This is a genomic window from Victivallis vadensis (assembly GCF_003096415.1).
Taxonomy (GTDB): Bacteria; Verrucomicrobiota; Lentisphaeria; order Victivallales; family Victivallaceae; genus Victivallis; species Victivallis vadensis.
In genome coordinates this window covers 21,903-42,033 of record NZ_QEKH01000004.1, presented here as the reverse complement: position 1 = coordinate 42,033, position 20,131 = coordinate 21,903, and the positions used below count along the sequence as shown (strand labels likewise).

The following is a 20,131-nucleotide window of genomic DNA, read 5'->3' as shown; positions in this document are numbered from 1 at the left end:
CCATTATTATCCACTATATTCCATTTTTTTCCAAAATCAACTGAAAAACGATGAAAAATGCGGTATTGTGTGATTTTTTATTGTCTTTTCCGGATCAGAAAAGATCCCGCCGGGAGAATGTTTGGCGGAGAAGTGAATGGTTCCCGGCCAAAAAAATATTAAAGTTGGAGAAAATAACTTGTTATTTCCGTTGGTGTGGTGTATTAATATGTAACAAACGAATCAGGAGTGATTGGGCAGAAGCCCGCTCGGAATCGCAGTTTTGCATTCGTGAGGGCCGTTGCTTTATTCGGAATTACAGAGTCATTTAATCATAGATGAGAGGTGCAACCGTGGCTAGTAAAGGCGACATCAGAGCAGCAATTGACAACTCCAGACTGACGACGCGTCTATCGATCATCGGCGGAATCACATCCCTGATTCTGCTGGTGCTGACGCTGGTTCTGGGAGCGGTGAAAGGGGAATTGGTCGGGGCGGATGTCTTTTCGCTGGCGGTGATTCCGTATTCGCTGGCGCTGCTGTTTTCGATATCTGCGCTGATTTACGGCATGCTGGGCACCGGCGCCGCAATTGAAAATGAGGAAAAAATGCTGCTGGCCGGGCGCGCCAGCACCAATGCGTTGAATGTGGAAGAGGACGTCCGTTTCACGGCAGGCCGCTCTTTCGAGAATTACAGGCGGTTCGCCCCGTATGTGCTGTCGGTGCTGGCGGCGCTGCTGGTGGCCGGGCTTCTGGGCTATTTCTTCCGGCACTGGGCGGGCCGCCCGGCCGACGCGATGCCGATCGGAGTGGACGTGGCGACGAAGTCGGCGCTTTTCTCCGCAATCCTGATGCTCGTGAGTGTATTTGCGGGGGCGTTTTTCGTCGGGCAGTCCCGCGGGCCGGCGTTCCGCTGGCTGCGTCCGGTCGGGGCGTGGCTGGTGACCGGGTTTGCGGTGATGTTCGTATCGACGGTCGCCGCGATTTTCGTGCGCAACAACATTCCGGCCGCGGATACCTACGCGGCGCGGGTGATCTTCTGGCTGTACGCGGTGCTGGGGCTTGAATTCATCACCAATTTCGTGATCGAGTTCTACCGGCCGCGGACCATGCGCGAAACCCGGCCGATCTTCGAGAGCCGGCTGCTGGCGCTGTTCACCGAACCCGGCGGCGTGATGCGCAATATCGCGGCCGCGCTGGACTACCAGTTCGGCTTCAAGGTCTCCGGCACCTGGCTTTACAGCTTCATGGAACGTTCCTTCTTCCCGCTGGTGATCATCTGGGCGGTGATCCTGTGGGGATTCACGATGATCCACGAAGTCGGTCCGAGCGAAGTCGGCGTCAAGGAGCGCCTCGGCAAGGTGGTGGAGACCGACCTTGAGCCGGGCATCTACTGGACTTTGCCGTGGCCGTTCGGCGAAATCCGGCAGTTCAGCTGCACCGATATCCATCAGGTCGTGATCGGCGAGCTGCATGATGAGAAGGAAGAAGAGGCCCCCGAGGATGACGGCCACGGTCACGGCCCTGCGCCGAAAGCCAAAAAGACCGCGCTGAGTCCGGTGGTGCTGTGGACCGCTGCCCACGGTGGTGAAGACAACAATTTCATCGTGGCGGTTCCGCCGATCGGGAAAGAGAGTTCCGGCCGCAACAGCGAGGCGTCGATCTCCTTCATCCGCATGGTGATTCCGATCGATTACCAGATCCGCCGCGACGGCGTGATGAATTACGGCTATAAGAACCTCGACCCGGAAAAGACCCTGACCCGGATCGGCGAACAGGCCGCCACCGAATATCTGGCCAGTTCCTCGATGATGGAGGTGATGTCCACCGACCGCCTGGGCGCGGAGGCGGCGATGAAAAAGCGGATTCAGGAGCTTGCCGACATGCATGAGCTCGGCATTCGCATCGTCGCGGTGACGATCCTTGACGCGCATCCGCCGGTGGAGAAGGTCGCGCCCGCCTATCAGAATGTGATCGGCGCGATGGAAGAACGCGAAACGATGATCTGGAAGGCGAAGGCGTATGCCGCCAAAACCCTGCCGGAGGCGGAGTCCAAAGCGCTGCAGATCACCTCGGATGCGGAGTCCTACCGCTATACGACCAAGACCGTGGCCGAGGCGGAAAGCGGCCGGTTCAATACCCAGTTGATCACCTACCGGGCGATGCCGAGCATGTTCCGGCTGAGGAGCTATCTGGATTTTCTGGAAAAGGACGCGAAGGATATCCGCAAGTTCGTGATCGCCTCCGGTCTCTCCAGCGAGGTCTATGAATTGAATTTCGAACAGAAAGAGCGGCTCGACCTGACAGATGCCGACATTACCAGCGTAAAGTAAATCATCGATCGGATTTTTCGATACAACATAAATTGGGAGGTTTTGGAGTTATGGCAACGGGTAAATTTTTCAAGCACTGGCCGACAATGTTGCTGGGGATCGTGGTCGCGGCGATTCTGCTGGTCGCGGTTTTCTCTTATCAGCTGAATCAGACCGAGAGCGCGGTGGTGACCACGTTCGGGCGTCCCGCCGAGGTCAACGAGCCGGGGCTGCACTTCCGCTGGCCGTTCCCGTTTCAGAAAATCCACCGTTTCGACCACCGCATCCGCTGTTTTGAAGGCGGCGCGGGCAAGCTGGAGGAGACGATGACCGCCGACGGGCAGAATATTCTGGTCGGCATCTATGTGAATTACCGGATCAGCAATGCCGAGCAGTTCTTCGTGCGGCTGGAGAATATCACCAAGGCGGAGGATCAGTTGAACTCCTGGATGCGCGGCTACAAGAATGCCGCATTCGGCCAGTTCCGGTTCAACCAGGTGGTCAACACCGATCCGAAGCTGATGAAGCTCAACGAGATTCAGGATCAGATCAAGACCCGCCTCGCGGAGAGCTGCAAAAATTACGGTCTTGAAATCGTCAGCGTCGGCGTGAATTCGATCAACGTTCCCAAGACGATCAGCGACAAGGTGTTCGACCGGATGATCAGCGAGCGCCAGAGCGTGGCCGCCGACTTCCTCGCGGAGGGCGAGCGCCGCGCCAAGGAGATCCGCATCGAGGCGGATACCAAGCGGGCGATTTCGCTGGCCGACGCCGAGGCCAAGGCCAAGGTGATCCGGGCGGAGGGCGATGCCGAAGCCGCCAAATATTACGCCGTGTTCAAGGAGAATCCGGAATTGGCCGAATTTCTCCGCAAGCTTGATTCGCTCCGCCTGATCATGAAGGGGCGCACCACTCTGGTGCTGGATACCAACGTCGCCCCGTTCGATCTGCTCAAGCCCGGTTCGGAAGTCCTGAACAGCGTGAAGCCGGCCGCGTCCAAGTAATCAACCAGGGAGCGAGAGAGTGATGGAACCCAAAAGTGTAATCAATCAGGATTTCGACCGCTCGGGGCAGTACGAGTCGGGCCTGAAATCACTGGTCAAGAGCCTGCAGTGGGCGTTCGGCCTGCTGCTGGTGGTCATCATCGGCATGCTGGTCTATTTCTTCACCGGCGGCGGTTATTTCGCGGTCGAGCCCCAGCGGGCGGTGATCGTGGTCAAGTTCGGCAAGATTCAGGAGACCTATACGACGGGCGGCCACTGGTTCCTGCCGTATCCGGTCAACCAGTTCATCCGCATCCAGACCAACCAGCAGTCGATGGACGTGAATTTCGTGGCGGCGGAGATGCCGGACGGTTCGGGGAGCGGGCAGTCGCTCGAACCCGGCCGCGACTCCTATTTGCTGACCGGCGATGCGAACATCATCCACACCATGTGGACGATCAACTATCAGGTGACCAATCCGGCCAAGTACTACGAAACGCTGACCATGCCCGCCAAGCCGGTCGACAACGACCGGGTGATGCCCGACGTCGTCGAAACCGACGCGAACGGCTTTACCGGGACGCGCGGACCGCAGACGCTGGTGCGGAACCTCTTCCGGCAGGCGGTGATTCAGGTCACCGCGGGCCGCAAGGTCGATGACATTCTGTACGACAAGCAGACCGAGTACAGCGATGAGGTCAGCCGTCTTTTCAGCAAGCTGCTCACCGATGCCGATTGCGGGATGGTGGTGGAGAGCGTCTCTCTGAACCGGGTGTTCCCGCCCCAGAAGACCAAGGCGGCGTTCGACGAGGTCGCTGCGGCGAACAACACCCAGTCCAGTCTGTACAGCAAGGCGCAGGAGTATCAGGTGCAGACCGCCAACGACGCGCTGGCGCGCCAGGCGGAGATTCTCGCCGCGGCGGAAACCTACCGCAAGGAAGCCGTTTCCACGATTCAGGCCGAGAGCAACTATTTCAGGAGCATCAACCAGGAATACGCGGTCAGTCCGAAGACGGTGCTGATGGCGCTTTACAACAGTACGCTGGCGGAGGTGCTGCAGGCCCAGGAGGAAAACAAGTTCATCCTCGGGACCGGCAACAGTGGAAAACGGGTTTGGATCAAGCTGAATCCGGAGCCTAAGACGGCGCAGAAAAAAGATGCCGACAAGACCGCGGAGGAGAAGTAAATCATGGCGGAAGAACTTGATATGAATAAGGCGAATGTTCAGGGCGGGGCCGCGGCGGCCGCAGCTCCCGCGAAGTGCGCCTGCGGACATGACCACGACCACGACCATGAGCATGAACATCATCATGACCATGACCATGAACCGGGCGGCTTTTGTCCGTGCGGCCACGATGCGGTTTCCGGCGGCGTGGGGCATGATCGGGCGATGGGGCGGATTTTCTTCGCGCTGCTGGGCGGCATCCTGACGGTGAACTCGTTCCTGCTGGAATGGGCGTTGCCGGAGCAGGCGTTCGCGGCGAGCATCAGCGCTCTCTTCGGCGCATTCGTGCTGGCGCTGCCGATCATCATTACCGCGATCAAGGACTTGGTCAACGGCAAGGTCTATATGAATGAGCTGGTGGCGCTGGCGATTCTGGCGGCGCTGGCGAGCGCCGACTTCCAGACGGCGGGCATCATCGCGTTTTTCCTGCTGCTGACGATCATCATCGAAACGCGGACCGCCAGCGGCGCGCAGCGTTCGATCGAGGAGCTGATCAAGCTGACGCCGAATACTGCCCGCAAGTTGTCCGGCGACGACAATTCCGAGCAGGAGGTGCAGGTGACCGAGCTGAAGATCGGCGACCGCATCCGGGTGCGGCCCGGCGAGAACTTCCCGGTGGACGCGCGGATCATCGCCGGCGAGAGCACGGTGAATCAGGCGTCGATCACCGGGGAATCGCTGCCGGTGGAGAAATCGGTCGGCAGCGACGTGTTCGCCGGCACCCAGAACCTGACCGGTCTGGTCGACCTCGAAGTGACCAAGGTCGGCGAGGATACTACGCTCGGCAAGGTCAAGGATATGATTCTGCAGGCGGAGTCGAGCCGCACCCCGGTGGTACGGATCATCGACCGCTACGCGGGCTATTATACGCCGACCGTGCTGATGCTGGCCTGCGTGACCTGGTGGTTCACCGAGGACATCAGCCGGGTGATCACGCTGATGGTGATCGCGTGTCCGTGCGCGGTGGTGCTGGCGACGCCGACTGCGGTGGTCGCGGCGGTTGCGGCGGCGGCGCGTCTCGGCATCTTCATCAAGAATGTCGCCCACCTGGAATTGGCCTCCAAAATCACCGCGTTCGTGTTCGACAAGACCGGTACGCTGACCGACGGGTTGCTGTCGGTGGTCAAACTCAATCCGTTCGGGGAGGTCACACCCGCCGAGCTGCTGATGGTGGCGGGTTCTGCGGAACGTTACAGCAACCATCCGACCGCGGTGGCGATCCAGAAATTGGCGGAAGAGGCCAAGCTGGAGTTGGACGAGGCGACCGAATTTCAGGAGGCGCCCGGCAAGGGCGTTTCGGCGAAGATCAACGGCGTCCCCTGCCTGATCGGCCGGGCGAACTGGATGAGCGACATGGGCGTGACGGTTCCGGAGCACAACGCCTCCGAAACCGAAGGCATGAGCGTGGTTTATGTGGCCCGCGACGGCAAAGTGCTCGGCTGGATCGGTTTCAAGGACAAGCTGCGCCGCGAAGCGCCGGCGATGATCGCCGACCTGCGCCGCCTCGGCGTCCGGTACTGCGCGATGGTGACCGGCGACCGCCAGTCGGTGGCGGAGAGCGTCGCCGCGCAGCTTCAGATCGATGAATTCAAGAGCGAGTGCCTGCCGGAAGGCAAGGTGGAGTTCGTGGAAAATGTGAAGAAGAATTCGCGGGTTGCGGTGGTCGGCGACGGCGTCAACGACGCTCCGGCGCTGGCGGAGGGCGACCTCGGCATCGCGATGGGGGCGATCGGTTCGGACATCGCGATCAACAGTGCGTCGATCGCGCTGATGACCAACGACCTGCGCCGGATTCCGATGCTGGTGTTCCTGTCGCGCAAATCGCGCATGATCATCAACCAGAATCTGTTGTTCGGCATGTTGTTCGTGTTCGGCGGCATGATCCTGTCGGTGTTCGGCTGGATGACCCCGATCTGGGCGGCGGTGCTCCATGCGGGCAGCACGCTGATCATCATCTTCAACAGTGCGCGCCTGGTGCGCACCGGCGAAGAGCTGACGCTGGAAGAGAATCTGGCCGCGGCCGAAACGGAGCAGCCGTAACTGAACTGCCGCGCCGGGCGGCGCGGCTGGAAATCATACAGAGTGAGGACTTTGAAATAAGATGGCGGAACAGCGCGAACCAATTGTCAGAGCGGTGGGCTTGACCAAGGTGTTTCGGGATTTCTGGGGGCGGCCGAAGGCGAAAGCCGTGAACGATATCGATTTCGAGATCGGGCAGGGGGAAGTCGTCGGTCTGCTGGGGCCGAACGGATCGGGCAAGTCGACCACAGTGAAGATGCTGCTGGGGTTGCTTTATCCGACCGGAGGACGGCTTACCGTGCTGGGGCGTTCCCCGCGCGCGGTGGAAACCAAACGCGAAATCGGGTATCTGCCGGAGGATTCCTACCTGTACAAATACCTGACGGCGGAGGAGACGCTGGATTTCTTCGGTTCGCTGTTCAGCCTTTCCCGGGCGGACCGCAGGAACCGGATCGACCAGCTGCTGGATATGGTCGGGATGTCGCATGCCCGCCACCGCCGGGTCGGAGAGTTTTCCAAGGGGATGGCGCGCCGGATTGGATTGGCGCAGGCGATGATCAACGACCCCGCGTTCCTGATTCTGGACGAGCCGACCAGCGGACTCGATCCATTGGGTTGCAAGGAGGTCAAGGATCTGATTCTGGCGCTGAAGAAGCGCGGTAAAACCGTGGTGATCACCAGCCATCTTCTGAGCGATATCGAGGATGTCTGCGACCGGGTCATCATCCTGTACGGCGGCAAGGTTCGCGCGACAGGCTGTCTCAACGATCTGTTGACCGTCACGGATGAAAACCGGATCGTGACTCCGGCGTTGCCTCCGGCAGCGATGGAAAAGGTTCTGGCGATTCTGCGTGAAAACCTGCATGGGGAGGACTTTACGGTCGACCATCCGCGGCGCAGTCTGGAGGAGTTTTTCCTCGACGTGATCGCACGCGCCAAATCCGACAGCGTGGAAACCGCCGGAGTGGTGGGCGGCGGCAGGATTGCCGATTATCTGACGCAGGGGGATGAGAAATCCGCCATCCTTGAACAGCTGGTGCAGGAGGTGGCTCCGCCGCCGCCTCCGCCGGAAGCGGTTGTCGAAGTTGCGGCGGAACCGGCCAGGCCGACCGTTCAGGAAGTTTCCAGAACACTGGAGGCTCTGACGGAAGAACCGAAAGCCGCTCCTGCCGCAGCGGAAGAGCCTGTCGCGGAAAAGAAGGCGGAACAAGAGAATAAGAAGTTGGAAGAGGCGAATGCCAAACTCAACGACCTGCTGGGTAATCGCAAATGAAACCATTCTGGGCAATCGTAAAACTGACTTTGCGGAACGCGGTCCGCTCGCACCTTTTTCAGCTGCTGCTGTTCCTGCTGCTGTTGTGCGTAGTGCTGATTCCGTCCACGATCAGCGGGGACGGGACGGCGGGGGGCTTTATCCGGATTTCCCTGTTGTACAGCCTGTCGGCGGTCAGCACGATTCTGGCACTCTCTTCCATCTGGCTCGGCTGCTTTGTGATGGCGCAGGATATTGACAACTACCAGCTTCACATGGTGGTCACCAAACCGGTGTCGCGCGTGAAGATCTGGCTGGCCAAATGGGTCGGCATCAATATATTGCATTTGTTTTTGCTGCTGGTTTCGGCTTTGGCGATCTATTTCATCATCATGGCCAAGTACAATCAGCAGAACTTCCCGGAAAAAGAGCGGGAAAAGATCCGCAATGAAGTACTGGTGGGGCGGCGGGTGTTCTGGCCGTACCGTCCCGATTATGACGAGCAGAGCCGGCGGCTGGTCACGCAGCGGATCAAGGAGCGCGAACAGCGCGGCATTGCTGTGGACCGCAGTCCGGAAGCGCAGGACAATCTGCTGCGCGATGCGCGCCGGGAGGTGATTTCGCAGGATACGCAGGCCCATTACGGGCAGCCGCGTACCTGGGTTTTTCCGTATATTCCCGACACCGGCAAGCCGATGTTCCTGCGTTACCGTCCCTATATCGGGAAAGTCGCCACCGAGGGGCAGCGCATGACCCGCGTCTGGTGGGAGATCGGCATGCCGCAGTTGCAGAATCCGTCCGCGGGAGGGAACAGTGTATTCGATCAGAACGCCAAGGCCGGATATGAAGTATATTTCGTACCGATGGCCGAATATCCGGAGCAGGTGATGTCCGGTGAATTTCATGAAAAGACGATTCCGGCCGGTGTGAAGGTGATCACGCCGGATCATCAGGTGGTCTTCCGTTACACCAATGCCGACGATGCCCAGGGCAGTCAGTTTTTCCAGCTGACGGACGGGCCGAAGCTGCTGATTGAGGTGGCCGGTTTCTTCGAGAACTATATGCGTGCGATTCTGGTGATTGCGATGGAACTGCTGATCCTCTCCGGGCTGGGGTGCGCGTTCGGCGGCTTCCTGACGATGCCTACGGCGGTATTTGTGGTGATCTCCTATTTGCTGTTCGGCAGCTTCGCGGTTTATATGACCGGTTTGTCGTACGTGAGCGGAGCGGCGGACCAGATCGGACAGTTTATCGCCAAGTTGCTGCTGGTGGTGGTGATTCCGCTTCAGGCATTTGAGGTGACCGGGATCGTCGCGAGCGGCGAGATCATCGAACTGGCGTTGATCTGGAAACTTTTCTGGTTCTATTTCCTGTGCCGGGCTCTGCCGCTTTTCGCACTGGGCATCTTCTTTTACTGGCGTCGTGAACTGGGGTTGGTGATACGCAAATGAATAAATTCCGTACAATTACGATGTATTTTGTGCTGGTGCTGGTGACGCTGGTGCTGTTGTTCGGCATCAACCGGATCGAGAACCGGCTCGACAGTCAGGTGGCTGAACATAACCTGCGTTTTACCGGCCAGATCAAAAACGCTCCTCCCGTGGTGGTTTTCACCACGGTGGCGCTGGGCAGCTTCCGCGGCCTTGTGGCCGACCTGCTGTGGCTGCGCGCCGGCGCGTTGCAGGAAAAAGGGAATTACTTTGAAATGGTGCAGCTGGCGCGCTGGATCACGGATCTGCAGCCGACATTTTCCGGTGCGACTGCTTATCTGGCCTGGAACATGGCGTATAATATCTCGGTGACCTGCTCCAGTTTCGCCGACCGGTGGCGCTGGGTCAACGAAGGGATCAAGCTGATTCGCGACCAGGCGATCGAGTACAACCCGGAGGATCCGGTCCTGTACAAGGAGCTGGCTTGGATTTTCCAGCACAAGCTCGGCAACATCATGGACGACGCGAATCTGTACTACAAGAATCAGCTGGCGATCCAGATGATCGGCATTGTCGGCGGTGAACCGGACTGGAAAGGGATGGCCGAAGCGCCGGAAAACGAAAAAGCGTTCATGAAAGCCTATCCGGAAGGGCACCGTTTCTGGAAAGCGGCGCAGGCGGCCGGTCTGGCTGATTATCAGGCCGTCTATCAGGCGTTCAAGTCGGTCTCGCCCGCCGCGCTTCCGGCGGGAATCCGGAACCGGCTGGCGGATGATGAGAAGTTGCTGGCGGCATTGACGGACTATTTCCGGGCGCAGTATCTGTACGAGCAGTTGAAGCTGGATTCCAAGGTGATTGTCGAGATCAACGAGAAGTACGGTATGATGGATTGGCGCGTGCCGGAGTCGCAGGCGATTTACTGGGCGACGATGGGGCTTAAACGGACTCCGGGGCATGTCGACCTGAATTGCCAGCGGGTGATCACCCAGTCGCTGTACGAGGCTTTCCGGGCGGGCAGGCTGCTGCTGATCGACGAGCAGAAATTCGAAAGCGTGATGATCGTGCCGAATCTGGCTCTGGTGGACGCCGTCTACGAGACGTTTACCGAGGCGCAGAAGACGTTCGAGAAAGGCAACAGCTATTCGACTTTCCGCAGCGCCAAGATCAACTTCATGAAGGAAGCGATCACGATTCTGTATAATTACGGCAAATTCTCGAAATCGGCCGAGTATTACGAACTGCTGCGCAAGGAAGAGCCGGGAAGCCACCGGCAGTCGCTGGAGAGCTTCGTGATGGATCAGTGGCTGGAAGACGTGCGCGATGCGGCGGTGAAGAAGGCGAGTGAAGTCATTTCCGGGTTGATCTTCCGCAGTATCAACTATATGGTGTACAATGATCAGGATGCCGCGGTTGCAAATGAACGGATTGCGCGTTATATTTATACGAAATATGCCGCGGATCTGGGGCGTGAGGAGCGGACCAAGCTGCTGCCCTATGCGGATATGAAAAAAGCGGTGGTGGAACAGTGCATCAAGGTGTTTCCGCCGGCGATGGTCGAAATTCTGAAGGCGAAGGTCGCGGCGGAACAGGCTGAGGCTGCGGCGGAAAAGAAGAATTCGGCAGAAGAAAAATAACAATCGGGAAGATGGAAACGCCGCCGGCAACGGGACCGGCGGCTGTTTTTCTGATTCGCCCGTTCAATCAGTGTCCGGCAGGGACGAAAGAGAGACAAACTTTGGAGGCGTGGTTTATTTTTTTCGGAAGCATCGCAGCGGCGATGATTCTGTCCAATTTATGTTCCTTGATGGAGGCGGCGATTTTGAGCCTTACTCCGAGCCAGCTGGCGGAGCTGCGGCAGAAGTCGCCGCAGGCCGGAAAAATCTGTCAGGCGCTGAAAAAGGATATCGACAAGCCGATCGCGGTGATTCTGATTATCAATACCGCGGCTCACACCATCGGCGCGGCCGTGGCCGGCGGCAGTCTGGATAAGACTTTCGGCAGTCAGTATATGTGGGTGTTTTCGCTGGTTTTCACACTGCTGATGGTGCAGTATACGGAGATTCTGCCGAAGACGCTGGGGGTAAGGTTCAACCGCAAAGTGATGCAGTATGCGGCCCGGCCGCTTCAAGTCGCGGTTGTGTTGTTTCTGCCGTTGATCAAGCTGACCCACCTGATCAACCGGCCGTTCGAGCGGCGCCGGCCGGAACAGCCGAGCACGGCGGATGAAATCTCCGCATTGGCGGCGCTGGCGCGCAGCAGCCAGGTGATTTCAACCCGGCAGGAGCGGATCATCAAGGCGGTGCCGCGCTTGTCGGAACGGACGGCCCGGGTGGTGATGCTGCCGGCGGAGAATATCTCTTTCCTGTCGTCGGATCAGTCGGTGACCGATGCGATCAATTCGGTGGGCAACGATTTTCACACCCGTTATCCGGTCTGTGAACACGGCAACCGCAACAAGGTGCTCGGCTATGTGAATTTCAAGGAACTGGTGGCGACTTTCCGGGCGCATCCGGGGGCGGTGAGCCTGACGGATATCCTGCGGCCGATCGCGGTTGCGGAGCCGGACGACACCGCTTCGGAGCTTTTGGAGCGTTTCGCTTCGCAGCATTGTCATATGACGATCGTGCGCGATCCGGATTCCGGGCAGACGCTCGGGCTGGTGACGCTGGAGGACATCGTCGAGGAACTGCTGGGGGATCTGGATGACGAATTCGACCCGCTGCCGCGCACGTTCTATTCGCCGAGTGAATTTTTCTGGGTGGTGGGCGGCGGCGTGCCGATGACGCTGCTGGCGCGCGATACGCATCTGAACCTGCCGCGTCGGGCGGAGCCGGTTTCCGTCTGGCTGGCTCGGATGCTGAAGCGTCCGCCGAAAGTCGGCGATGTGCTGCGACACCGGAATGCGGAGTTCTACGTCCGCAAGATCCGGCGCGGCCAGGTGTGGGAATTTAATCTGAAGCGGTTGAAAGAGGAAAATCCGGGAGAACAAGTACCGTGAAAAAAATAGTGACCGGGGCGTTGGCCCTGCTGCTTGCCGGAGTGTTGAGCGGCTGCATGAGTTTCGATTATGTCGGGCAGGAGTTCGCGCCGACTCCCGAATCGCAGAGCGTCGATTATTATGTGAATCGGAGCATGGTTCCGCCCGGCAAATATCAGATCATCGGCCGGGCGACGGTGGATGGCCCGGATGGCATCGACACCTACGATATTCAGGAGCTGCTGCTCCGGAAAGCGCGGGCCTGCGGTGCGGATGCCGTGGTGATTACCGGTGTGAAGAAAGTGAAGGTCGGCACCTATCAGGCCAGTGAAGATGTTTTCAACGGGCCGAACACCGACCTGACGCCGATTTCATTCGGGCCGGATGGAGAGCCGGTTTCGATCAATACCTTTGGAGATGAGGTCGTGCCGCTTCGCGGAGAAACCTATTACCGGGAAGATGTGAAGGTGCAGGCGCTGTTCCTGAAGGACCGGGCGGAGGTTCGCAAACTCCTGGCCGAGCGCGGCCGGGAGCTGGATGAACTGCTGGCGCAGCCTGTGGTGGAGCCGGCGCGCCCGGAAGAACCGCTTGAAGCGGAGGAACTGGTCGAACCTGCCGCGAAAGAATCGGCACAGACTGCGGAACCGGAGAAGGCTGAGCGGAAATAAGTTTATGGCTGCTCGCCGCTTCGGAGCGTAAGTGCGATCTCTGCCGGAGTAAGTTCCCGCCAGTTGCCGACGGGCAGGCCGCCGAGCCGGAGCGCGCCGATCTGGAGGCGCTTCAAACGGCGGGTCGGGGAACCGAGCGCGGCGGTCAGGCGGCGGATTTCCCGGTTTTTCCCCTCGTTCAGGGTGATGAGATAAGTGCAGTCGCCGCAGCGGGAAACTGCGTGGACTTTCAGGAGTTCGCCGCGTTCAAGCACCCCCCGGCGCATCTGTTCGAGTTCCGCCGGTTTGAATTCGCGGCGGACGCGGACCTGATAGACTTTGAGGATTTCATGGCGGGGATGGGTGAGGCGTGCCACATAATCGCCGTCGTTGGAGAACAGAATCAGCCCTTCGCTGTCTTTGTCGAGCCTTCCCGCTGAGAAGAGGCGCAGCGGAGGGGTGAGCCGGATCAGGTCGACCGCCTTGAGGTCGGCGTGCGGATCGGCGTTGGTGCATACATAGCCGCGCGGCTTGTTGAGCATGATATAGACTTTGCGCTCTTCGGCGAGAACGGGGACGCCGTCATATTCGACCCGGTCGCCGGGGGCGACCCGGAATCCCGGTTCGAATACGGTTTCGCCGTTGACGGTAACGCGGCCGGCCTTGATCAGGTCTCCGGCGCCGCGCCGGGAGGCGATCCCGGCGGCACTTAAAATTTTAACCAGACGTTCGCGGTTGTCGTTTTCCAAGATAGCTGCCTCGTTGTTTTTTATAGTTTACACCCCGGAGTGGATTTTTGCAATGAATAATGAAGTACAAATGAGTGATTGCGGCGGTAAACTTTATCTGGTCAGTACGCCGATCGGCAATTTGGAAGATATCACGCTTCGGGCGCTGAATGTCCTGAAAAGCGTCGACCTGATCGCAGCGGAAGATACCCGGCATACCCGGCAGTTGTTGACGCATTTTGATATTCATACGAAGCTGGAGAGTTTTCATGCGTTCAACGAGCACCGGAAAACGGCCGGCCTGATTGAGCAGATCCGGAATGGATTGAAGGTAGCCTCGGTATCGGATGCCGGAACGCCTTCGATTGCCGATCCGGGGTTCTTTCTGGTACGTGAAGCGGTAAGAGCCGGAATTCGTCCGGAGGTCATTCCCGGAGTTTCGGCATTGACCTTTGCGGCGACTGCGTCCGCTCTGCCGGTGGATAAATTTGCGTTTCTGGCGTTTCCCCCGGTGAAGTCCGGTCGTCGCCGAAAATTTTTCGAGGAAATCCGGCATGAGGGGAAAACGGTATTTTTCTTCGAGTCTCCACACCGGATTGCCAAAACGCTGCCGGAGATTTCTGAAATTGTAGGGCCGGGGGCGCAGGTGGCGGTGATTCGCGAGGCAACCAAATTGCACGAGGAAGTCATTCGTGGAACAGCGGCGGAATTGGCGGCCTTGGCGGGGGTGCGGGATTGGCGCGGTGAATTCGTGATTGGAGTTTACGCAGGGAAAGAGGCGGATGGGCAGGATATTGAGGAGGAAAGCTGCTAAAAAAGTTGATTTTTTTTAGCGTGACGCCTTGCCTTTTAAGCAATGGTGATTATATTAAGAAGCATTGAAACGCTCCGGCATAGCTCAGCGGTAGAGTAGGTGGCTGTTAACCACTTGGTCGCTGGTTCGAATCCAGCTGCCGGAGCCATTTTTTTGCCTTTTTTCCGACTTATTCAGCTCAAGTCTCTTTTTTTGATGAAATCGCACTTAAGGAGAAATACCGTTCTTCCCATTGGATAAACTAACGATAGCCTAACAATAAATTAACCGCTCTTTGCGTCATTTCAAGTTTTATCAGCCACGCTATATCTTAAAAAAGCACTATAAGTTGTGGTTTACCAGTACTGCCGTTCTGGATAAGATATTAAACAATGCTATTATTGGGCGAAGCCAGTCCGAACTTGAAACAATAATCAGAGATTCACCAAAATATATTTTGACTGATGATTTTAATAATGCCTTGAATCGTTTAAAAGAAACACACACAGCGATTCTAACGGGTGCCCCTGGAATCGGCAAGACGACTCTGGCACGCTTGTTAGCAATAAATTATGTAGTACAACAAGATTTTGAGTTTTATATAATATACAATAATATTGCCGAAATAGAAGCCGTTTGGAAAAACGAAAAGAAGCAACTTTTTTACTTTGATGATTTTTTAGGGAAAAATTACCTTGAAGCGATAGAAAAAAATCTTGATACCCATATCATGGCTTTTATCAATCGAGTAAGAAATGCAGATAATAAACGCTTTATTTTAACGTCCAGGACCCATATTATCAATCGAGGATTTGTTTTATCACAGATTTTTCAAGATGGGAATATACGCCGTAATGAATATGAAGTGAAACTTGAAAATCTGTCACTTACTACTAAAGCGAAAATTTTTTACAGTCATGTTTTTCACTCCTTATTGAAGAAGGAGTTCATTGATAAAATTTATGATAACAAGAAATACCTTTCCATCGTTCATCATGAGAATTATAATCCTCGATTGATTTCCTATATAACGGATTCTTTTAAAGTAGAAAATGATCAGAAAATAACGCCAAATTCTTATGTCGCATTCATTGATAAATCATTAAAAGAACCTGCAAATATTTGGGAAAACTCTTTTTCTATCCAGTTGACAGAATTGCAGCGCTTCCTTGTTATCCTTGTCTTTTGGAATAAATCAGAATGTGCGGAAAATATCCTACGAAATGCTTTTGAATATATTAAGCTTAAATTACCACATTTACTTATGTCTAATTCTCAGCAGGAATTTTTCATTAATATTAGAGTCGCTATACGAGCAGTGCTCAATAAGAATATAGATATTTCAAGGAAAACAATAACTTACTCACTATTTAATCCTTCAATTGGTGATTATTTGCTATCAAAATACCTTGATGACATTCAACACGTTTTATATCCGCTTATGGCGTTAAAAACAATACAGTCGTTGACACTGTTTTTATCTTTAGGTAACTCCAAATATCGGTTCAACGAGATTTGGAATTCGGTTTCAGAACAGATATTTGCCAATTTTCAAAGAGAAGCATATACCGCCGACTACATTTTTCAGTTTTGCTATTTTATTTTAACTAATAAAACCAGTATAAACACCGAGCGCATTATTCGCTATATTCAAGGATTTGATTTTTTTAATATTGATACTGAAAATGCGGAATATTTTTTAAGTACCATTGAATGGTTTGTTAATCACAACTTGGAATTGGACTTATCATGCTTTTCTGATGATGATTATATTGCTTATATATCAGAACATTGTCAAAGTCTCGAGGCAACCTTGATTCTGAACCAAATAATCCTTACCCAAAAAGCAACATATCCAGAAGATTTTTTCAGAGCCGTAGAGCGTAATATGCAAGAAAAAGCAAGTGAGATTGCACAAGAAATTGATACTACGGACTCATATGGTTGCCCTATTAAAGAAAGTGATTTTGATTATGAATTAGAAAAAAATATTACTGTCTTTTTAGAAGAAAATGATTTGCCAGCAGACTGCATTGATATTGGAGAATGTGCTTCAAATGTTTCTGCAATGGAATATATCAATAAGGATTCAGACACTTTCGATTATGAGGAGTATATAAGAGAAAAGAAAGATGAGGAAAAAATTATTGATAATGAGATAGAAAGTATTTTTTATCGTGATGACTCTTAATGATTTAAATTGCTTTTTACAAAAAAGCAACTTCCTACGCTTTTATTCTTAAGGCTCATCGCCAGGGATCATCATGTGCTTGTGTTAGCATTTCTGGAGTAACTGTTGTCTGTTCTTTGTTTTGTATTTTTTCATAATGTTTCAGATTTCAAATTTGAAAATTTTCTAAAAAAATTCCTCCGACTTAAGCTGGTAAATTATCTAAAATTAAGATTTTGCCTAGTAGGCGACGCATTCTTGATCCATTTCCTATGAATCATCGGATTCTTTCCGCCCTCCGAAGATGCATCAAAACGGCTCCATTATTCCATTCTGAAATCCTTTCATTTCTTCGTTTTCCAATTCTTTCGATCTGATCCATTTTCTGTCTTTTTTAACTCCTAAAACTGGATCGTTTTTTGTATATTATTATCGATAAAAATAGAAATAATACTAATAAAATTATCTGTTTTTAGGCTTGATTTTTCTTGTTTTGGATCTATCTTAAGCATTAGAAAATAAACGAGTTGCACAAAAAACAAGAGGTAAAAATGGACGAAAGAGCGCAACTTACCGGAATGCACTTCGGAATCGAAATTGAAACCGTAAATCTGAACAGGAAAGACACCGCAGAGGCGATTCAGAGTGTCATTGGGGGGACTGTAGAGCATGAAGGAGGAAGCTATGATAAATGGCGCTGCACAGCTCCCGACGGTCGGCAATGGAAAGCCGTTTCCGATGCAAGTATCGGTCGCAGCAATGCGGAAGTCGTGAGCCCCATTCTTACCTATCCCGATGACGTTCCGGTATTACAGAATATCGTCAGAGCGATTCGTAAGGCGGGAGGTCGGGTTAATTCCAGTTGCGGGATTCATGTACATGTTGACGCAAGTACGCTTGACGGTCGGCAACTTGGCAACTTGGCAAAAATTGTGTATAAGCAGGAACCCTTGATTCTGCATTCGCTGAACATATCGCAAGGACGTTTGGAAACCTATACCCGTCCCACAGAGGAATCTTTTATCAATGATGTGAACAAATACCGTCCTAAAAATTTACATCAATTAAGTTGTTTATGGTATCAGCAATCAAATACGGATGAAGCAAGGCTCCAGCATTACCACAATTCCCGCTATCATGGTGTCAACTTTCATAGTTTGTTTTACAGGGGAACGGTAGAATTTCGGTGGTTTGAGGCTACGCTTCACGCCGGAAAGGTCAAATCCTATATTCAATACTGCCTTGAGCGTGATTTATATCAAGCCATCATGCGTGGCTGTATCAGAGAACATTCCGATGCCGAATACCATGTAATCGCCTTGGTCAACATTCCGCAGGTAGTCAATCTATTGAAACTTGATCTGCCGGAATGTCATATCCATTTCCTTGAAAATGAAGTTCTCAACCTCCATTTTCAAGGCTACTCAGAAGCTGAAATAGCCAGAGAAATCGGAATCGCCACAAGAACGGTCAGAGATCAAATCCTCAAGGTATCCGAATATTGCCGCTTGGACTGATATTCTCAATAAAAAAGAGTGGTTTACCTTAAGAATATCTATAGGTATTCCACTCTTTTCTTTGCTGTTTGTGTATCCACCGGTTCAAGCGGATAAGAATTCAAACTTTTATGCCGACTCTAAAATTTCTGCCAAGTTGTCATTCATCCATTCCTCATAGTCTTCCTTCATAGGTTCCAACTGACTGAAACAATCCATGCAACAGATCATGTCATTACCGACTCCATAAGCGACTTTTTCGTTTTCGGCGATGAGTTTGAAACAAATCCAACAAAATTTACTATTTTTATTTTCCATTTATTACTCTCCTGTTTGAGAGCACAAAAAAAGGGCACTCTGAACAAATATACCAATGCTACCGCCGAGGCGATAAGCAATTCGGTGTGGTTGTTCAGAGCACCCCTTGTGCTCTGTGAATTACTTTTTTTGTGTCATATTAATTATAACACACTAAATAATATAGTATTATATTTTCAAAAATCAAATTTTTATAAAAATAATTCACACATAGGAACATAATAAAAATTACATTGCACTTTGCTCATACTTAGAATGATTCTACCAGTAACTCTAAGATTTCTCTTTTCTGCTTATCCGACAAGTTCCTTTCCAAATAGTTAATTACCTTGGCAAGAGCTTCTGTGTCCGCTTGTTGAAATGCCGTTATCAAGGGAATTTCTGCGCTGATCCTTGGAGAATTTGTCATGACAGCTAAAGGAATCGACTCGATTACACTCTTCTTGGCTTCAAGAGTATAATGCGTATAATGTTCCGTCATAGCGACATTGCTGTGTCCGACAATGGATCTGATCAGCGATAAATCTTTTCCTGAACTCGCCGCAATCGTACAGAATGTATGCCGGAACGAATGAAAAGAATACCGTCCGATCCGACGTTGTTTCGTCTCGCCTTGAGAATTTATGTAGAACATTCTCCGGGTTTCAACAGGCTGTTCTTTGGTTTGTATTCCTGCCGAACGTAAGAGTTTGTCTACATCAGTGCTGATCCCCGAACTATTGTAGCCATACCGTTCCGCAACATCGGGCAGTATGTATTCATTACGTTTCCACGTTTCCGCAATTTTGAATTGTTCCTCCAGAATCGACGGTATCGGAAGCACAATATACTGTTTCATGGTTTTTATTGTTTTCCTCGCCTTGAATTTGACCGTGCCATCGCCTTGTATATAGTCCCAGCGAAAGCATGCGGCATCATGCATTCTCAATCCGAAGCACAGCCCCAGAAGAAAGAGGATTCGCATTTGCGGTTTGTGGAGAATATGGTAGTTTTCGTCATCCAAGGTTTTGAAAATAGCACTTACCTGTTCCGGCGTAAAAGGTTTTCTGCTTTCGGTTGTGGCTGTTTTAGCTTTTATGTTCCTGAAAGGGGAATCGTCCTGAAGTAAGGTTTTGAAGACCAATTTCAAGGTTTGCAAGTAATAGTTATAGGTTTTCGGAGAGATTCCTGTGCTCCATAAATTCGTCATGAATGTTGCGGCGGTATCGAAAGTTATATCATCAATTGAATCAATCTTTTTCTCCTCCAAAAAAGAGAGAAACTTTCGGCAGTACAATTCATTCCGTTTTAGGGTCAGCCTGCCACTGTCAGGACGATTGGGGTTGCGAAGATACGTTTCCCATAATTCGGACAATTTGATTCTGGAGCGTTGAATGATTTTCCTGCTTCCGGCAACTTGAGCCATATACTCAAGCCGATTTTCAATAAATTCGATTTTCTGCCGTTCTCTGGTCAACTCCGCTACGATTGCATCAGCTTTCGCTCTGAGCGTTACAGGCTTACCGCATTCATCTTTCAACGTGATTGTTTTTACCTTTCCGTCAATATCGGAATACTGATGAACAAATTTGCCATTCCTTTTAAAAATCGTTCCAGTTCCTTTTAATCGCCGATCTTTTGCCATTTCCGCACCATCATTCTAAACGCCAACTAACGATTAGCTAACAATGAGTGCTTTTTCTGCTCAAAAGACAATGCTGTTAACCACTTGGTCGCTGGTTCGAATCCAGCTGCCGGAGCCATTTTATTTTATTGACAATCAAAGAGTTGTGATTTATATTAAATCACGCTTACAGGAAAAT

15 protein-coding genes and 1 tRNA gene are annotated in these 20,131 nt (G+C 52.8%); 13 read left to right on the top strand and 3 right to left on the bottom strand.

Translation table 11 applies throughout. The features are described 5' to 3' along the window. Nucleotides 1–332 precede the first annotated feature (332 nt). From hflK to C8D82_RS03450, 9 genes are all read left to right on the top strand, one after another. Complete coding sequence (hflK, locus tag C8D82_RS03490; RefSeq protein ID WP_133245044.1) at nucleotides 333–2,312, top strand: protease modulator HflK; 1,980 nt, start codon at nucleotides 333–335, stop codon at nucleotides 2,310–2,312. Between the two features lie 50 nt (nucleotides 2,313–2,362). Continuing rightward, complete coding sequence (hflC, locus tag C8D82_RS03485) at nucleotides 2,363–3,295, top strand: protease modulator HflC (protein ID WP_116882882.1); 933 nt, start codon at nucleotides 2,363–2,365, stop codon at nucleotides 3,293–3,295. A gap of 22 nt (nucleotides 3,296–3,317) precedes the next feature. Beyond that, nucleotides 3,318–4,460, top strand: a complete 1,143-nt coding sequence (locus C8D82_RS03480; protein WP_116882881.1) for an SPFH domain-containing protein — start codon at nucleotides 3,318–3,320, stop codon at nucleotides 4,458–4,460. 3 nt (nucleotides 4,461–4,463) lie between these two features. Beyond that, complete coding sequence (locus C8D82_RS03475) at nucleotides 4,464–6,539, top strand: heavy metal translocating P-type ATPase (RefSeq protein ID WP_116882880.1); 2,076 nt, start codon at nucleotides 4,464–4,466, stop codon at nucleotides 6,537–6,539. Nucleotides 6,540–6,600: 61 nt separating this feature from the next. Further along, entirely contained in the window at nucleotides 6,601–7,791 is a 1,191-nt protein-coding gene (locus tag C8D82_RS03470) for an ABC transporter ATP-binding protein (RefSeq protein ID WP_116882879.1), read from the top strand. Further along, nucleotides 7,788–9,221 carry a hypothetical protein gene (locus C8D82_RS03465; RefSeq protein ID WP_116882878.1) on the top strand — a complete coding sequence of 478 codons (1,434 nt, stop codon included), beginning with the start codon at nucleotides 7,788–7,790 and terminating at the stop codon, nucleotides 9,219–9,221. The genes C8D82_RS03470 and C8D82_RS03465 overlap by 4 nt, the downstream gene beginning before the upstream one ends. Continuing rightward, nucleotides 9,218–10,834: a hypothetical protein gene (locus C8D82_RS03460; RefSeq protein ID WP_133245043.1), complete on the top strand. Its 1,617-nt coding sequence runs from the start codon at nucleotides 9,218–9,220 to the stop codon at nucleotides 10,832–10,834. The genes C8D82_RS03465 and C8D82_RS03460 overlap by 4 nt, the downstream gene beginning before the upstream one ends. Before the next feature lie 11 nt (nucleotides 10,835–10,845). Next, on the top strand, nucleotides 10,846–12,198 hold the full coding sequence (locus C8D82_RS03455) for a hemolysin family protein (protein ID WP_116882876.1): 1,353 nt from the start codon (nucleotides 10,846–10,848) through the stop codon (nucleotides 12,196–12,198). After that, nucleotides 12,195–12,845 carry a hypothetical protein gene (locus tag C8D82_RS03450; RefSeq protein ID WP_116882875.1) on the top strand — a complete coding sequence of 217 codons (651 nt, stop codon included), beginning with the start codon at nucleotides 12,195–12,197 and terminating at the stop codon, nucleotides 12,843–12,845. Before C8D82_RS03455 ends, C8D82_RS03450 begins: the two co-directional genes overlap by 4 nt. A gap of 2 nt (nucleotides 12,846–12,847) precedes the next feature. Here C8D82_RS03450 and C8D82_RS03445 read toward each other — a convergent pair whose 3' ends face one another. Continuing rightward, on the bottom strand, nucleotides 12,848–13,573 hold the full coding sequence (locus tag C8D82_RS03445) for a pseudouridine synthase (RefSeq protein WP_116882874.1): 726 nt from the start codon (nucleotides 13,571–13,573) through the stop codon (nucleotides 12,848–12,850). 52 nt (nucleotides 13,574–13,625) lie between these two features. Here C8D82_RS03445 and rsmI point away from each other — a divergent pair, with 52 nt between their 5' ends. The 4 genes from rsmI to C8D82_RS03425 all read left to right on the top strand — a co-directional run bounded on the left by rsmI (nucleotide 13,626) and on the right by C8D82_RS03425 (nucleotide 18,032). Beyond that, nucleotides 13,626–14,366 (top strand): 16S rRNA (cytidine(1402)-2'-O)-methyltransferase, encoded by a 741-nt coding sequence (gene rsmI, locus C8D82_RS03440; RefSeq protein WP_207776061.1) that lies wholly within the window; start codon nucleotides 13,626–13,628, stop codon nucleotides 14,364–14,366. Nucleotides 14,367–14,439: 73 nt separating this feature from the next. Next, a tRNA-Asn gene (locus C8D82_RS03435) sits at nucleotides 14,440–14,514 on the top strand. 180 nt (nucleotides 14,515–14,694) lie between these two features. After that, nucleotides 14,695–16,536, top strand: a complete 1,842-nt coding sequence (locus tag C8D82_RS03430; protein WP_133245042.1) for an nSTAND3 domain-containing NTPase — start codon at nucleotides 14,695–14,697, stop codon at nucleotides 16,534–16,536. Between the two features lie 530 nt (nucleotides 16,537–17,066). Beyond that, nucleotides 17,067–18,032 (top strand): amidoligase family protein, encoded by a 966-nt coding sequence (locus tag C8D82_RS03425; RefSeq protein WP_207776060.1) that lies wholly within the window; start codon nucleotides 17,067–17,069, stop codon nucleotides 18,030–18,032. A gap of 108 nt (nucleotides 18,033–18,140) precedes the next feature. On the opposite strand, the gene C8D82_RS03420 is transcribed toward C8D82_RS03425, so the two are convergent. Both C8D82_RS03420 and C8D82_RS03415 read right to left on the bottom strand, forming a co-directional pair. Then, a complete protein-coding gene (locus tag C8D82_RS03420) occupies nucleotides 18,141–18,329 on the bottom strand; it encodes a hypothetical protein (RefSeq protein WP_116882871.1) in 189 nt (62 codons plus the stop codon). A gap of 250 nt (nucleotides 18,330–18,579) precedes the next feature. Beyond that, entirely contained in the window at nucleotides 18,580–19,953 is a 1,374-nt protein-coding gene (locus C8D82_RS03415; protein WP_116882870.1) for a tyrosine-type recombinase/integrase, read from the bottom strand. Nucleotides 19,954–20,131 lie beyond the last annotated feature (178 nt).

Bases quoted from the DNA above. Each gene is read 5' to 3' on its own strand.
- hflC (WP_116882882.1), top strand. From the start codon at position 2,363: ATGGCAACGGGTAAATTTTTCAAGCACTGGCCGACAATGTTGCTGGGG.
- C8D82_RS03480 (WP_116882881.1), top strand. From the start codon at position 3,318: ATGGAACCCAAAAGTGTAATCAATCAGGATTTCGACCGCTCGGGGCAG.
- C8D82_RS03475 (WP_116882880.1), top strand. From the start codon at position 4,464: ATGGCGGAAGAACTTGATATGAATAAGGCGAATGTTCAGGGCGGGGCC.
- C8D82_RS03470 (WP_116882879.1), top strand. From the start codon at position 6,601: ATGGCGGAACAGCGCGAACCAATTGTCAGAGCGGTGGGCTTGACCAAG.
- C8D82_RS03465 (WP_116882878.1), top strand. From the start codon at position 7,788: ATGAAACCATTCTGGGCAATCGTAAAACTGACTTTGCGGAACGCGGTC.
- C8D82_RS03460 (WP_133245043.1), top strand. From the start codon at position 9,218: ATGAATAAATTCCGTACAATTACGATGTATTTTGTGCTGGTGCTGGTG.
- C8D82_RS03455 (WP_116882876.1), top strand. From the start codon at position 10,846: ATGGAAACGCCGCCGGCAACGGGACCGGCGGCTGTTTTTCTGATTCGC.
- rsmI (WP_207776061.1), top strand. From the start codon at position 13,626: ATGAATAATGAAGTACAAATGAGTGATTGCGGCGGTAAACTTTATCTG.
- C8D82_RS03425 (WP_207776060.1), top strand. From the start codon at position 17,067: ATGGACGAAAGAGCGCAACTTACCGGAATGCACTTCGGAATCGAAATT.
- C8D82_RS03420 (WP_116882871.1), bottom strand. From the start codon at position 18,329: ATGGAAAATAAAAATAGTAAATTTTGTTGGATTTGTTTCAAACTCATC.
- C8D82_RS03415 (WP_116882870.1), bottom strand. From the start codon at position 19,953: ATGGCAAAAGATCGGCGATTAAAAGGAACTGGAACGATTTTTAAAAGG.